Origin of the sequence: Streptomyces triticisoli (assembly GCF_003270085.1) — a bacterium.
Classification (GTDB): Bacteria; Actinomycetota; Actinomycetes; order Streptomycetales; family Streptomycetaceae; genus Streptomyces; species Streptomyces triticisoli.
Window position 1 is genome coordinate 17,309 of record NZ_QFDQ01000276.1, and the last position, 15,551, is coordinate 32,859.

General features: G+C 73.0%; 8 protein-coding genes. 6 read left to right on the forward strand and 2 right to left on the reverse strand.

From position 1 onward, the window contains the following. Positions 1-18: 18 nt before the first annotated feature. The gene (locus DEP02_RS31205; RefSeq protein WP_112471028.1) at positions 19-2,769 is read right to left on the reverse strand and encodes a lysylphosphatidylglycerol synthase domain-containing protein; all 2,751 of its coding nucleotides are present in this window, start codon (positions 2,767-2,769) and stop codon (positions 19-21) included. A 185-nt stretch (positions 2,770-2,954) separates the two neighbouring features. On the opposite strand from DEP02_RS31205, the gene DEP02_RS31210 reads away from it, so the two are divergent. The 5 genes from DEP02_RS31210 (at position 2,955) to nudC (ending at position 13,156) form a co-directional block, all read left to right on the forward strand. Next, on the forward strand, positions 2,955-3,341 hold the full coding sequence (locus DEP02_RS31210) for an MGMT family protein (RefSeq protein ID WP_198668679.1): 387 nt from the start codon (positions 2,955-2,957) through the stop codon (positions 3,339-3,341). 302 nt (positions 3,342-3,643) lie between these two features. Beyond that, positions 3,644-7,000 carry an ATP-dependent helicase gene (locus DEP02_RS31215; RefSeq protein ID WP_112471030.1) on the forward strand — a complete coding sequence of 1,119 codons (3,357 nt, stop codon included), beginning with the start codon at positions 3,644-3,646 and terminating at the stop codon, positions 6,998-7,000. Positions 7,001-7,100: 100 nt separating this feature from the next. Next, entirely contained in the window at positions 7,101-10,643 is a 3,543-nt protein-coding gene (locus DEP02_RS31220) for an ATP-dependent helicase (RefSeq protein WP_198668680.1), read from the forward strand. Between the two features lie 10 nt (positions 10,644-10,653). Beyond that, on the forward strand, positions 10,654-12,057 hold the full coding sequence (locus DEP02_RS31225; protein ID WP_112471032.1) for a dipeptidase: 1,404 nt from the start codon (positions 10,654-10,656) through the stop codon (positions 12,055-12,057). A gap of 142 nt (positions 12,058-12,199) precedes the next feature. After that, complete coding sequence (gene nudC, locus DEP02_RS31230; protein ID WP_198668681.1) at positions 12,200-13,156, forward strand: NAD(+) diphosphatase; 957 nt, start codon at positions 12,200-12,202, stop codon at positions 13,154-13,156. A gap of 105 nt (positions 13,157-13,261) precedes the next feature. On the opposite strand, the gene DEP02_RS31235 is transcribed toward nudC, so the two are convergent. Beyond that, the gene (locus tag DEP02_RS31235) at positions 13,262-13,519 is read right to left on the reverse strand and encodes a mycoredoxin (protein ID WP_112471033.1); all 258 of its coding nucleotides are present in this window, start codon (positions 13,517-13,519) and stop codon (positions 13,262-13,264) included. Between the two features lie 193 nt (positions 13,520-13,712). On the opposite strand from DEP02_RS31235, the gene DEP02_RS31240 reads away from it, so the two are divergent. Next, a partial coding sequence (locus DEP02_RS31240; protein WP_198668682.1) for an ATP-dependent helicase occupies positions 13,713-15,551 on the forward strand: 1,839 nt, incomplete at its 3' end.

Below are 15,551 nucleotides of genomic sequence, written 5' to 3' on the forward strand. Positions count from 1 at the left end.
GCAAGCGGGGACGGTGCCCTAGAGAGCGCCCTTGCGCGTCAGGTGGTTGAAGGCCAGCCAGCCGGGCAGCACCGGCAGCCACAGGGTCAGCAGCCGGAACATCAGCACCGCCGGCGCGGCCACCTCCTTGGGCAGGCCCACGGCGATCAGACCGACCGTGAGAGTCGCCTCGACCGCGCCCACACCGCCCGGGGTGGGGGCGGCCGAGCCGAGCGCGTTGCCGGCGAGGAAGACGACGGCGACGCCGGCGATGCTGATCGAGGTCGACTGGTCGCCGAACGCCCGGATCGAGGCGTCCAGGCACATCACGAAGCAGAAGGTCAGCAGCAGCATGCCGCCGATGCCGGTGATGAGTTTCTGCGGCCGCTGCAGCACGTCCAGCATGCGCGGCACGACGCCCGCGAACAGGGAACGCACGCGCGTGACGACGAACTTCCGCAGGAACGGAACCGACGTGACCACCAGCATGAGCACCGCGACCGTCAGCAACCCCGCGATGACCGTCCGGGACGGCGACAGCGACGGCGTCTTCTCGGTGCCGGTCAGATAGCCGAAGGACAGCAGCATCAGGATGTGGCAGCCCAGTCCGAACAGCTGCGAGGCGCCGACACTGGCCACCGCCAGCCCCGGGCGTACACCCGCGCGCTGCAGGAAGCGCGTGTTGAGGGCCACCCCGCCGACCGCTGCCGGTGCCACGATCTTCACGAACGACCCGGCGACCTGCGCCGCCACGGTCCGCGGGAACGGCACCCGCTCGGGCACGAAGCCCAGCAGCGCCATGGCCGCCGCGACATAGCTGAGCGCCGAGAACAGCACCGCCGCCGCCAGCCAGCCCCACTGGGCGTGGGCGAAGAGCGTGCCGAACTCGATGTGCGTGAGCTGCGTCAGCAGGTAGTACGCACCGATGGCGCCCGCGATGAAGCTGATCAGGGTGCGTGGCCGTACCCGTTCCAGCCGGGCCGGTTCGACCGGCGCCTGCGGCCTGATCCGCAGCACCTGGTGGCGGATCTGGGTGAGCAGGTCCTCCTCGCGGGCCTCTTCCAGGGCCTCGTCGATGGCCCGCTTCTCCGCCCGCGCCTCCGCCCGCTCGGCCTTCTTGCCCTTCTTGTCCGACCTGTCGGGGTTCTCCGCCTTTTCGAGGGTGATGGGACCGACCTCCGCGGCGGACTGCTCCAACCAGGCCTGCTTGCTCTGCCGGGACGACTCCAGGACCGCCTCCCGCTCCCGCTGCGCCCGCTCCCGGGCCAGCCGGCGCAGGGTCGCACGCGTGGAGCGCGTCAGCGCGATGGGCTGCAGCATGGGCAGACAGTCGGCGACCGCGTCGGGCCCGAGGACGCCGACCGCGGAGGCCACGGCGCGCTCCGCGCCCACCCTCAGGCCGAGCGTCGTCAGCAACTGGGCGATGTCCATGCGCAGCAGCAGGTCACCGGCCGCGATCTCGCCGCCGCGCAGATCGGTGAGGATCACCCTGCCGGAACGATCCACCAGAATCGCGTCACCGGCCAGCCTGCCGTGCGTGATGCGCCGTGACTGCAGCGCCCGCACCTGCTGCCAGGTGTGGCGCAGCAACTCGTCGGTGATCTCCTCGTCCGCCAGCGAGTCGAGCGTGCGCCCGCCGGTGTGCTCGTAGACGAGCATCACGGCGTCGGGGCCCAGCTCGGAGGTCGCGATCAGCTTGGGTGCGTTGGCGCCGGCCGCGATGGCCGCGTAGGCGAGCAGCGCCTCCTGCTCCAGGGCCTGGCGCAGCGACTGCAGACTGCTGCGGGTGGTGAAACCGCGCAGCGTGAGGTTGCGCCACAGGCGGTAGAAGAAGCCCTGCGCCTGCTGTTCGCGGTCGACGACCGTGACGTCCAGCGGCGGGCCGTCCTCCAGGGTGACGAAGTAGCGCCGGCCGCGGTCGCCGTTGTCGGCGGTCTCCGCCACGTCCTCGCGGGCCGCGCTCACCGGGTGGAAGCCGACGGTCCGCAGCCTCGCCACCAGCGTCCGACCCGTGGGGCGGACGTTCGGCGAGCCGACCGCGTACAGGGTGCCGTAGGCGATGGTCCAGCCGATCAGCACCGTGAGGATGATCGAGAACGGCGTGGTGTAACCGGTGACCAGCATCGAGAAGGCGTCGAGCAGCAGCACGATCCACAGCACCGCGCGCCAGCGTGGTCTGCGGGACATGCCCACGGCCGTCATGTACGCGATGACAGGGGCGAGATAGCCGTGCACCGGGTCGGTCAGCGCGTGGATGTCACCGGGGGAGGGCTGGGTGAGCGCTTCCTGGATCGAGTGCGGGGCGCCCTTGGCGACCCACAGGTCGGTGGCGAGCGTCACCCCGTGGGCGAGGACCGCCGCGAGCACACCGTCGGCGATCCGCAGCCCGTCCCGCTTGATCAGCCGCTCGATCGCGAACGCGACCGGAACCAGCAGGATCGCGATGCTGGACGCCAATCCGGCGATCTTGATGAGCAGGTCGGGTGCCTGACCGGTGCCCTTGTTGATGTCCTGCTCGAGGCCCGAGGTGGTGCCGTGCGCGAACGCGGCGATCGCCAGCAGCACCACGATGGCGAGCACGCCCACCAGCAGCCGCATCAGGTCCGAGGGACGGTGCACGCGCGCGGGGAGCAGCGGTTCGTCGCCCTCCAGCTCGTCGACGTGGGCCACGTCCCTGTCCTCGGCGGGCTTCCTGCCCGTCTTCGGACCGTCCGTGTCCCTGGTGCCCGGACGCGACGAAGTCCCAGAGGTGCCCTCCGCGCCATCGGGGTGCACACCCTGCTGCTTCATGGTCTCTTCTTGGTCTCGTATCACCGGTCACCGCCCGCACGATGGTGGCATGCCCCACCGGCACGCAGGGGCGTCAGGGTGCGTGTGCGAGGCGCACAGTCTGCCCGAAGCACCGCCCGGGAGCGAGGGCGCAGCCCTGTCCCGAGCACATCCCGTTGTCGGTGGGGTGGGGCAGGATGGGGCGGATGAGCGAAGTGAGCCCTCCGGACGACGGCCGCCCGGAACATCCCGACGCGCTGCCCGAGTACGCCGAGCGGGTCCTCGAGGTCGCCGACCTGATACCGCCGGGGCACGTCATGACCTACGGGGATGTCGCCGAATGGCTTCAGGAGGGCGGCCCCCGCCAGGTGGGCCGCGTGATGGCCCTCTACGGCGGAGCCGTCCCGTGGTGGCGGGTCGTACGCGCGGACGGCGTTCTGCTCCCGGGGCACGAGCTGCGTGCCCTCGCCCACTACCGCACCGAGGGCACGCCTCTGAAGGAGGCGGGCAGGGCGGCCGAGGACCATCTGCCGCGCCTCGACATGCGACGGGCCCGGTGGGACGGCGGCGAACGTGCGCAGGGTCACACCTGACAGCTTCCGCCATACGAGGGACCCGCGGGGAGCCCATGGCCCGTACGGGGGAATCGGAGCACGTGCGCGCCATGCCGTACGTTCGTGAGTCGAGGGACACACGTGACGGCAGCGCACCGTGAGGGCCATGGGAAGAAGGGAAAGCCCCCCTTCCTCACGCGGCCTCGGCGTAGCGTCGGCTGCACGTGTCCCCCTCACCCCGCGGCCACCGCCCTCCCCATCGGCCCGTGCGTCCGCGCGACGACGGCGCTGCGCGCCGGCCGTGACAGACCCCAGCACACCCACCAGGACCGGCGAACCACGTGAGCTCCTCTTCCTCCACCAGACGCCTGCCGCACCCCCAGGTGCGGCAGGGGAACCGTGGCGCCTACCGACTGGTGCGCACCCCACCGTCCAGACCGGCCCCCCCTCTTCTGGACGCCGCCCAGCGCGCCGTGGTTGACCACGAGACCGGTCCGTTGCTCGTCCTCGCAGGTCCGGGCACCGGCAAGACCACCACCCTGGTGGAGTCCGTGGCCACGCGGATCGCCCGCGGCCAGGACCCCGAACGGATCCTGGTGCTGACGTTCAGCCGCAGGGCCGCCGTCGACCTGCGCGACCGCATGGCGCTGCGCGCCGGCGCGGCACACGCCCCGCAGGCGACCACCTTCCACTCGTTCTGCTACGCACTGGTCCGTGCCCACCAGGACAGCGACCTGTTCGTCGAGCCGCTGCGGCTGCTGTCCGGACCCGAGCAGGACGTGACCGTCCGCGATCTCCTGGCGGGCCAGGTCGACCTGGCCCGCCAGGGCCTGGGACACGTGCACTGGCCGGACGAGCTGCGCGCCTGCCTGACCACCCGCGGCTTCGCCGACGAGGTCCGAGCGGTCCTCGCCCGCAGCCGCGAACTGGGCCTCGGCCCCGACGCCCTGGCGGCCTTCGCGCGCCGCACCGGCCGCCCGGACTGGCAGGCGGCGGCCGCCTTCCTCGCCGAGTACCTCGACGTCCTCGACCTGCAGGGCGTCCTCGACTACGCCGAACTCGTCCACCGCGCGGTGCTCCTCGCCCGCCGCCCCGAGGTCGCCGAGCGACTCGCCGCGCGGTACGACGCGGTCTACGTCGACGAGTACCAGGACACCGACCCGGCCCAGGTACGGCTGCTGCGCACGCTCGCGGGGGACGGCCGCACCCTGCTCGCCTTCGGTGACCCCGATCAGTCGATCTACACCTTCCGGGGCGCGGACGTGAACGGCATCCTGCAGTTCCCGCAGACCTTCCCGCGCGCGGACGGAGGCCCCGCCCCCGTACAGGTCCTGCGCACCTCCCGCCGCTCCGGCGCCGCGCTGCTCGCCGCGACCCGTCTGCTGACCCGGCGGATGCCGCTCACCCGGCTCCCCGCCGACAAGGTCCGCGCCCATCGCGAGCTGACCCCGGTGCGCGAAGGCGGCCGCGTCGACGTCCACACATATCCGACCCCGGGCACCGAGGTGGACAACATCGCGGACATCCTGCGCCGGGCGCACCTGGAGGACGGTGTCCCGTGGAGCGAGATGGCCGTCCTGGTGCGCGCCGGCGCCCGCACCATCCCGAGCCTCCGACGCGCCCTGACGGCCGCCGGCGTGCCCCTGGACGTCGACGGCGACGACGTGCCGCTGCGCCACGAACCGGCGGTGGCGCCCCTGCTGACGGCGCTGCGGGCGGTGGCGACCGCGGAAGCGGCACGGCGCGGCGCGGCGGAAGCGGCCGGTGGGGAGCCGGAAGGGCGCCCCGGAGAGCCCCCCGAAGGGCAGCCCGAGGCGGACACCTGCTGGCTGGACACCGAAACCGCGCTCACCCTCCTCGCCTCACCGCTGGCCGGCACGGACGCCGCCGACCTGCGCCGCCTGGGCCGCGCGCTGCGCGAGGAGGAACGCGCCGCCGGCAACCCCCTGCCCCCGCCCTCGGACGAACTGCTCGCCCGGGCCCTGGCCGAACCCGAGCGCCTGGTTGCGCACGACCCCACGTACGCGCGTGGCGCCCAGCGCCTCGGCGCGCTGCTCAGGAAGGCCCGCGAGCGCCTGGCGGGCGGCGGTACGGCAGAGGAGGCGCTGTGGGACCTGTGGGAGGGCACACCGTGGCCCACTCGCCTGGAGCGGGCCGCCCGGCGCGGCGGCGCCGCGGGACGCAACGCCGACCGGGACCTGGACGCCGTGTGCGCGCTGTTCGCGACCGCCGCCCGCGCCGAGGAGCGCACCGGAGGCCGGGGCGCCCTGAACTTCCTGGAGGAGATCGAGGCCGAGGACATCGCCGCCGACACGCTCACGCGGCGCGCCGTACGCCCCGACGCGGTGCGCCTGATGACGGCGCACCGCTCCAAGGGTCTGCAGTGGCGCCTGGTCGTGGTCGCCGGCGTCCAGGAGGGGCTGTGGCCGGACCTGCGGCGCCGCGGCTCCCTGCTGGAGGCGGACCGCATCGGCCGCGACGGACTCGCCGCGCCGCTCACCCCCGGCGCGCTGCTGGCGGAGGAGCGCCGCCTGTTCTACGTCGCCGCCACACGCGCGCGTGAACGACTCGTCGTGACCGCGGTGAAGGCTCCCGCGGACGACGGTGACCAGCCCTCCCGTTTCCTCACCGAGCTCGGCGTCGAGCCCAAGGACGTCACCGGCCGCCCGCGCCGCCCGCTGTCCGTGGCGGCGCTGGTGGCCGAACTGCGTGCCACGACCGTCGACCCGCGCGCCTCCGACACCCTCCGGCAGGCCGCCGCGCACCGGCTGGCCCGGCTCGCCGCGCTCGCCGACGACGAGGGCCGCCCGCTGGTGCCCTCGGCCCACCCCTACCGCTGGTGGGGCATGGCCGACCCGACCGAGAGCAAGGTGCCGCTGCGCGACCGCGACCAGCCCGTCGTCCTGTCCGGCAGCGCCCTCGACCAGCTTGCCAACACCTGCGCCCTGCAGTGGTTCCTCAGCCGCGAGGTCAAGGCCGACGCCCCCGCGAGTGCCGCCCAGGGCTTCGGCAACGTGGTGCACGTGCTCGCCGACGAGGTCGCCTCCGGACGGACCCCCGCCGACCTCGCGGTCCTCATGGAGCGCCTGGAGACGGTGTGGAACGCGCTCGCCTTCGACGCGCCGTGGAAGTCGGAGCAGGAGAAGGAGAACGCGCGCGTGGCGCTCGAACGCTTCCTGAAGTGGCACGTCCTGGAGCGTTCCGGCCGCACTCCCGTGGCCGGTGAGCACGACTTCGACGTGACCCTGGCGGCGGGCGACTACCAGGTGCGCATCCGCGGCTCCATGGACCGGGTGGAGGCCGACGGCGAGGGCCGCGCCTACGTCGTCGACTTCAAGACCGGCAAGCAGGCGCCCACCGCCGCGGAGGTGGCCCGCCACCCGCAGCTGGCCGTCTACCAGCTCGCCGTCCGCGAGGGCGCCGTCGACGAGGTCTTCGACGGCACGCGCCCCGAACCGGGCGGCGCCGAACTGGTCCAGCTGCGCCAGGGCGCGGCCAAGCGGGACGGCGGCGACAGCCTGCCCAAGGTGCAGACGCAGGAGCCGCCGGCGGGGGAGTGGACGGGCGAGCTGCTGGCCACCGCCGCCGGAAAGGTCCTCGACGAGCGGTTCACGCCGACGGCCGGGCAGCACTGCGCGCACTGCGCGTTCCGCGCGTCGTGCAGCGCGCGGCCGGAGGGCCGCCACGTCGTCGAGTGACCTGCGTGATGAACAGCACCACGGGGGCTGACCTGCGCTTCCGCGGATCCGGAAGGTGATGTGGCATTCGTTGTCCGTGCCCGCCGCTAGCCTCTCTGAGGTGCCCGCCCGTATCACTGATCCCGAGCAGCTCAAGGAGCTCCTCGGGATCCCGTTCACCCCGGAGCAGACGGCCTGCATCACCGCGCCGCCCGCCCCGCAGGTGATCGTGGCCGGCGCCGGGTCCGGCAAGACCACCGTGATGGCGGCCCGCGTGGTGTGGCTGGCCGGCACCGGACAGGTCGCTCCCGAACAGGTCCTCGGCCTGACCTTCACCAACAAGGCCGCCGGCGAGCTCGCCGAGCGCGTCCGCAAAGCGCTGATCAAGGCCGGCGTCACCGACCCCGATGTCATCGACCCCGACAACCCGCCCGGCGAGCCGGCGATCTCCACCTACCACGCCTTCGCCGGCCGGCTGTTGACCGACCACGGCCTGCGCATCGGCCTGGAGCCCACCACCCGGCTCCTCGCCGACGCCACCCGCTACCAGCTCGCCGCACGTGTGCTGCGCGAGGCCCCCGGCCCGTATCCCGCGCTGACCCGTTCCTTCCCGGACCTGGTCAGCGACCTCCTCGCCCTCGACGCCGAGCTCGCCGAACACCTCGTACCCCCCGAGGAACTGCGCGCGTGGGACACCGGGCTGCTGCACACCCTGGAGGGCACCAAACTCACCAACGCCGACCTGCGCAAGGTCCCCGAGACGGCCGACGCCCGCCGCGAACTGGCCGAACTGGTGCTCCGCTACCGGACCGCCAAGCGCGAGCGCGACCTGCTCGACTTCGGCGACCAGATCGCCCTGGCCGCACAGCTCGCCCAACTCCCCGAAGTGGGCCGCATCCTGCGCGAGGAGTTCCGGGTGGTCCTCCTCGACGAGTACCAGGACACCTCGGTCGCCCAGCGCATCCTGCTGGCCGGCCTCTTCGGCGACGGCACGGGGCACCCCGTGACCGCCGTCGGCGACCCCTGCCAGGCCATCTACGGCTGGCGCGGCGCCTCCGTCGCCAACCTCGACGACTTCCCCGAGCACTTCGCCCACGCGGACGGCCGCCCCGCCAACCGCCAGGCCCTCAGCGAGAACCGTCGCAGCGGCGGCCGTCTCCTCGACCTCGCCAACGGCCTCGCCGAACCCCTGCGCGCCATGCACGCGGGCGTGCAGGCCCTGCGCCCCGCCCCCGGCGCCGAGCGCGACGGTCTGGTGCGCTGCGCGCTGCTGCCCACCCACGCCGAGGAGATCGAGTGGATCGCCGACTCCATCGCCCACCTGGTACGGACCGGGAAGGCACCGGGCGAGATCGCCGTCCTGTGCCGTACGGCCACCGACTTCGCCGAGATCCAGGGCGCCCTGGTCGCCCGTGACGTCCCGGTCGAGGTCGTCGGCCTGTCCGGGCTGCTGCACCTGCCAGAGGTCGCCGACCTCGTCGCCGTCTGCGAGGTTCTGCAGGATCCCGGCGCCAACGCCTCCCTGGTCCGGCTGCTGACCGGCCCGCGCTGGCGCATCGGCCCGCGCGACCTCGCGCTCCTCGGCCGCAGGGCGAGGCTGCTCGTCGCCCACACACGCGTGGACGCCGACGACGACCCCGACAGCCGGCTCGCCGAGGCAGTCGAAGGCGTCGACCCGGCCGAAGTGATCTCACTCGCGGACGCCCTCGACACGTTCCTCGAAACACCTCTCGACGGCGACGGGGGCGACAGGCTGCCGTTCTCCCCGGACGCGCGCGTTCGGTTCGCCCGGCTCGCCGCCGAACTGCGAGACCTGCGCCGCTCCCTGTCCGACCCGCTCATGGACGTCCTGCACCGCGTCCTCGCCGTCACCGGCCTGGAGGTGGAGCTGTCGGCCTCCCCGCACGCGCTGGCCGCCCGCCGCCGCGAGACCCTGTCGAACTTCCTGGACGTCGCCGCCTCCTTCGCCGCGAACGAGAGCGAGGCGTCACTGCTGGCCTTCCTCGGTTTCCTGCGCACCGCGGCCCAGTACGAGAAGGGCCTCGACAACGCGCTGCCCGGCGGCGAGAACACCGTCAAGGTGCTCACCGCGCACAAGTCCAAGGGCCTGGAGTGGGACGTGGTCGCCGTCCCCGGCCTGGTCACCGGTACCTTCCCCAGCGGACAGGGACGCGAGAAGTGGACCAGCCAGGGCAAGGTCCTGCCGCACGCCCTGCGCGGCGACACCGACACCCTCCCCGACGTCGACAGCTGGGACGCGCGCGGGATGAAGGCCTTCCACGAGGCCATGAAGGACCACCAGCACACCGAGGAACTGCGCCTCGGCTACGTCACCTTCACCCGCCCCCGCTCCCTGCTCCTGGGCTCCGGCCACTGGTGGGGCCCCAGTCAGAAGAGACCCCGAGGCCCGTCCGCCTTCCTGCAGGCCCTGTACGACCACTGCGCCGCCGGGCACGGCGAGATCGAGGCCTGGGCGGACGAACCCGGGGAGGGCGAGGAGAACCCGGCCCTGCACCGGGCCACCGCCGACCAGGTGTGGCCCCTGCCCCTGGACGAGGCAGCCCTGGCCCGCCGCCGCGAGGCCGCCGCGATCGTCCTGAACCACCTGGAGAACCTCGCCGGCCACACGGACCACCACCCGACGGCCGCCCACGAGCCGGACGTTCACGACGACCCGGACTGGCCCCCGCCGCCGGAGGACGACGAACCGCTCTACGACGACGTACCGCCGTACGACGACACACCGCCGTACGACGAGGGCCCCTCCTTCGAGGAGGCCCCTCCCTTCGAGGAGGACCCCGGCGACTGGGACTCCTGGAGCAGCGACCGCCCGACGGTCCCGCACCAGGCAACCGCACCCGAACCGCACTCCCCCCCGCCGCCCGGGCGCCCCCACATCGAAGAACCCGAGCCCGAGTCCCTCACCCCGGAGGAGTCCCGCACCGTAGCCTCCTGGGACCGCGACCTCGACGCGCTCACCGGAGAGCTCCGGCGTGCCCGGCAGAGCGTCACCGACGTGCCCCTGCCGACGACGCTGACCGCTTCGCAGCTCCTGCACCTGGCGGCCGACCCCGACGGGTTCGCGCGGGAGCTCGCACGCCCCATGCCGCGCCCCCCACAACCCGCCGCACGCCGTGGCACCCGCTTCCACGCCTGGGTCGAAACCCGCTTCGAAGAGCTGACGCTGCCCATGCTGGAGCCCGAGGAACTGCCCGGCGGCGACGCCGAGATCGCCGATGAACGCGACCTGGAAGCCCTCAAGGCGGCCTTCGAACGCACCGAGTACGCGCACCGCACGCCCCACCGCGTCGAGGCGCCCTTCCAGCTCGCCGTCGCCGGCCGCGTCGTCCGGGGCCGCATCGACGCCGTCTACAAGGAAAGCGACGGAACCACGGCGACGTACGAGATCGTGGACTGGAAGACGAACCGCTCACGCACCGCCGACCCGCTCCAGCTCGCCGTGTACCGGCTGGCGTGGGCCGAGCAGCACGGCATCCCCCTGGAGCGCGTCACCGCCGCGTTCGTGTACGTGCGCACCGGCGAGGTCGTACGGCACGACGACCTGCCCGGCCGGGCAGAGCTGGAGAGGCTGGTGCTTCAGGAGCCGCAGTCCGAGCCGCAGTGTGACGAACCGCCCGAACGGGATGTCACCGCGGGCCGATAGGCTCGGAAGCATGAGCCAGACCCCGGACAGCGCCGTCCGTACGTACATCGAGCAGCACCGTGCCGCTTTCCTCGACGACCTCGCCGCATGGCTGCGCATCCCCTCCGTGTCGGCCCAGCCCGAGCACGCGCCCGATGTGCGCCGCAGCGCCGACTGGCTCGCCGGCAAGCTGCGGGAGACCGGTTTCACCACCACGGAGGTCTGGCAGACCCCGGGCGCCCCGGCCGTCTTCGCCGAGTGGCGCTCCGACGACCCCGACGCCCCGACGGTCCTCGTCTACGGCCACCACGACGTCCAGCCCGCGGCCCGTGAGGACGGCTGGGACAGCGAGCCCTTCGAACCCGTCGTCCGCGAGGGCCGCCTCTACGCGCGCGGGGCGGCCGACGACAAGGGCCAGGTGTTCTTCCACACACTCGGTGTCCGCGCCCATCTCGCCGCCACCGGCCGAACCGCCCCGGCCGTCCACCTCAAACTCCTGATCGAGGGCGAGGAGGAGTCCGGCTCCCCGCACTTCCGGGCGCTCGTCGAGAGCCGCGCGGACCGCCTGGCCGCCGACGCCGTGATCGTCTCCGACACCGGCATGTGGTCCGAGGACACGCCCACGGTGTGCACCGGAATGCGGGGCCTCGCCGAGTGCGAGATCCGGCTGTCCGGCCCCGACCAGGACATCCACTCCGGCTCCTTCGGCGGTGCCGTGCCCAACCCGGCCACCGCCGTGGCCCGCCTCGTCGCCGCCCTGCACGACGAGCACGCGCGCGTGGCGATCCCCGGCTTCTACGACGGCATCGTGGAGCTCACCGACCGTGAGCGCGAACTCTTCGCCGAGCTGCCCTTCGACGAGGAGCAGTGGCTGCGCACCGCCAAGTCGTACGCCACCCACGGCGAGGTCGGGCACACCACCCTGGAGCGCGTCTGGGCCCGCCCCACCGCCGAGGTCAACGGCATCGGCGGCGGCTACCAGGGCCCCGGCAGCAAGACGATCATCCCGTCCACCGCGATGGTCAAGCTGTCGTTCCGCCTGGTCGCCGGCCAGGACCCCGACCACGTCGAGAAGGCCGTACGCGCCTGGGCCGCCGAGCAGGTGCCCGCCGGGATCCGGTCCGAGATCACCTTCGGCGCGGCCACGCGCCCGTGCCTGACGCCGCTGGACCACCCGGCCCTGCAGTCCGTGGTCCGCGCCATGAGCCGGGCCTTCGGCACACCCGTCCGCTTCACACGCGAGGGCGGCTCGGGTCCGGCCGCCGACCTTCAGGAGGTCCTCGGCGCGCCCGTGCTCTTCCTGGGCATCTCCGTCCCGTCCGACGGCTGGCACGCGCCGAACGAGAAGGTCGAACTGGACCTCCTGCTCAAGGGCGTCGAGGCCAGCGCGTACCTGTGGGGCGACCTCGCGGAGCACTGGCGCGATGCGCCCTGACGGGCGGCCACCGGCGCGGGCAGCCTCCTGCCAGGAGCACACTGGAGAGGCCGCCGCGTGCCTCCAGGCCCCGCCGCACGCGGACGCCTCCTGCCGCGCGTCCCGCTGAACCGCCGCCGAAACAACCGTTGCACCGGGGGAGTTGGAAGCACTCGTGACCACCTGGACCGACCACACCGCCGACCGGCCCATCTCGCTCACCGCGCCCAGCGGCATCGACCGTGCCGCCCACCACAGGCTCGACGAGGCCTGGCTCGCCGCGGCGTGGAGCCACCCCTCGACGCGCTGCTTCGTGGTCTCCGGTGGCCAGGCCCTGATCGACGAGACGCCCGACGGCCGGACCGAACTCGTCATGACCCCCTCCTTCGAGGCTCCCCTCACGGAGGCGCACCGCTACTTCCTGGGCACCGACGAGAACGGCATCAGCTACTTCGCCCTGCAGAAGGACTCCCTGCCCGGCCGCATGGACCAGTCCGCCCGCCCGGCCGGCCTGCGCGAGGCCGGCCTGCTGCTGTCTCCGCGCGACGCGGGCCTGATGGTGCACGCGGTGGCCCTGGAGAACTGGCAGCGCCTGCACCGCTTCTGCTCCCGCTGCGGCGAGCGCACCGTGATCGCCGCGGCCGGTCACATCCGCCGCTGCCCGGCCTGCGGCGCCGAACACTATCCGCGCACCGACCCCGCGGTGATCATGGCCGTCACCGACGAGGAGGACCGCATCCTGCTCGGCCGCCAGGTGCACTGGCCCGAGGGCCGCTTCTCCACGCTCGCCGGCTTCGTCGAGCCCGGGGAGTCCGTCGAGCAGTCGGTGCGCCGAGAGGTCCACGAGGAGGTCGGCGTCACCGTCGGCCAGGTCGAGTACGTCGCCAGCCAGCCCTGGCCGTTCCCGTCCAGCCTGATGCTGGGCTTCATGGCCCGCGCCACCTCGGCCGACATCGCCGTCGACGGCGACGAGATCCACGAGGCCCGCTGGTTCTCCCGCGAGGAGCTCCGCACGGCCTTCGACTCCGGCGAGGTCCTGCCCCCCTACGGCATCTCCATCGCGGCCCGCCTCATCGAACTCTGGTACGGCAAGCCACTGCCGACGCGGACCGCCGTCTGAGCCGACGCGGACCGCCGGCTGGGCCGAAGAAGGAAGAAGATGGAGAAGGCGGCTCCCGAGAGCTCTCGGGAGCCGCCTTCCGCGTCAGCGCGAGACGCGCCGGGGTCAGGCGCTGAGGGCCTGCTTCACCTGGGCGAGGCTCGGGTTCGTCATGACGACCTCGCCCCCACCGTTGGCGGAAACCACCCGGACAGTGGGAACCGTCTGGTTCCCGCCGTTCGCCTTCTCGACGAAGGCCGCGGACTCCGGGTCGTGCTCGATGTTGATCTCGGTGTACGCGATGCCCTCGCGGTCCATCTGGCTCTTCAGCCGGCGGCAGTAGCCGCACCACGTGGTGCTGTACATCGTCACAGTGCCCGGCATGTCTCTTGCGCTCCTTCGGCGGGTCGGGGACGTACTGATAGCACTGGGGGAACGTACGCCACCGGCCCGGCATTCCCACCGGGGGTATCCGGGTACCGGCACGAGAGTGACGCCTGTCGCATTGATACGACTGCGGGGGCCCGCCTGTGGACAACCGGCTCACCCGTCTCAGGCGACCTGGCAGCATGGCCGTGTGACAGCAGCAACGCACTCCCCGCTCTTCCCGCAGGCCCCGGACTCTGCCGACGCGGTGCTCGAGGGGCTCGACCCGGAGCAGCGCGAGGTGGCCACCTGTCTGCACGGGCCGGTGTGCGTCCTGGCGGGCGCCGGCACGGGCAAGACCCGGGCGATCACCCACCGCATCGCCTACGGAGTGCGGGCGGGGATCCTCCAGCCCTCCAGCGTGCTCGCCGTCACCTTCACCAACCGGGCGGCCGGCGAGATGCGCGGTCGGCTGCGCCAGCTCGGCGCGCACGGCGTGCAGGCCCGCACCTTCCACTCCGCCGCCCTGCGCCAGCTGCAGTACTTCTGGCCGAAAGTGATCGGCGGCGCCATGCCCCGGCTCGTCGACCGCAAGATCCAGCTCGTCGCGGACGCGGCCGCCGCCTGCCGCATCCGCCTGGACCGGGGCGAGCTGCGGGACGTCACCGCGGAGATCGAGTGGTCCAAGGTCACCCAGACCGTCCCGGCCGACTACGCCCTCGCAGCCGCGAAGGCCGGCCGCGAGACCCCCCGCGACCCGGCCGAGACCGCCCGGCTGTACTCCGTCTACGAGGACCTCAAACGGGACCGCTCCGTCATCGACTTCGAGGACGTCCTGCTGCTGACCGTCGCCATCCTGCAAGATCGGCGCGACGTGGCCGAACAGGTCCGCGCCCAGTACCAGCACTTCGTGGTGGACGAGTACCAGGACGTCAGCCCGCTCCAGCAGCGCCTGCTGGAGCTGTGGCTGGGCGAGAGGGACAACCTGTGTGTGGTGGGCGATGCCAGTCAGACGATCTATTCGTTCACGGGAGCAACCCCCGACCATCTGCTCGACTTCCGCACACGTCACCCCGGCGCCACCGTCGTCAAGCTGGTCCGTGACTACCGCTCCACCCCGCAGGTCGTCCGCCTCGCCAACGGACTGCTCGCCCAGTCCCGCGGCCGGGCCGCCGACCACCGGCTGGAACTGGTCTCCCAGCGTGCCCCGGGCCCCGAGCCCGTCTACGCCGAGTACACCGACGAGCCCGCCGAGGCCGAGGGCGCCGCCCGCCGCATCCAGGACCTCATCGCCTCCGGTGTCCCGGCGAGCGAGATCGCCGTCCTGTTCCGGACCAACTCCCAGTCCGAGACCTACGAGCAGGCGCTCGCCGACGTCGGTGTGCCCTACCAGCTGCGTGGCGCGGAGCGCTTCTTCGACCGGCCCGAGGTGCGCAAGGCGGGGGTCGCGCTGCGCGGTGCCGCCCGCTTCGGCGGCAACGACTCCCTCCTCGACGACGCCGTCGACCTGCCCTCCCAGGTGCGTGCCGTGCTGTCCGGAGAGGGCTGGACCCCGCAGCCGCCGGCCGGCTCCGGTGCGGTCAGGGAGCGCTGGGAGTCGCTGGCCGCCCTGGTCCATCTGGCGCAGGACTTCGCCGCGGCCAGACCGGGCGCCACCCTGAGCGACCTCGTGGCCGAACTCGACGAGCGGGCGAACGCCCAACACGCCCCCACCGTCCAGGGCGTCACTCTCGCCTCGCTGCACTCCGCCAAGGGCCTGGAGTGGGACGCCGTCTTCCTGGTCGGGGTCACCGAGGGCATGATCCCGATCACCTACGCCAGAACCGACGAGCAGATCGAGGAGGAGCGCCGCCTGCTCTACGTCGGTGTCACCCGCGCCCGCGAACAGCTGCACGTCTCCTGGTCGCTGTCCCGCTCGCCCGGCGGCCGTCCCAGCCGCCGCCCGAGCCGCTTTCTCGACGGGCTGCGGCCCGGCTCGGCCGGCACCGCGGGCCGCGCCGCGCTCGGCGCCCCCGGGGGCATCGAGCGCGGCTTCCCCATGGCCGCCGGG

Coding starts and splice junctions, on each gene's coding strand:
- DEP02_RS31205 (WP_112471028.1), bottom strand. CDS start 2,769: ATGAAGCAGCAGGGTGTGCACCCCGATGGCGCGGAGGGCACCTCTGGG.
- DEP02_RS31235 (WP_112471033.1), bottom strand. CDS start 13,519: ATGCCGGGCACTGTGACGATGTACAGCACCACGTGGTGCGGCTACTGC.
- DEP02_RS31225 (WP_112471032.1), top strand. CDS start 10,654: ATGAGCCAGACCCCGGACAGCGCCGTCCGTACGTACATCGAGCAGCAC.
- DEP02_RS31210 (WP_198668679.1), top strand. CDS start 2,955: ATGAGCGAAGTGAGCCCTCCGGACGACGGCCGCCCGGAACATCCCGAC.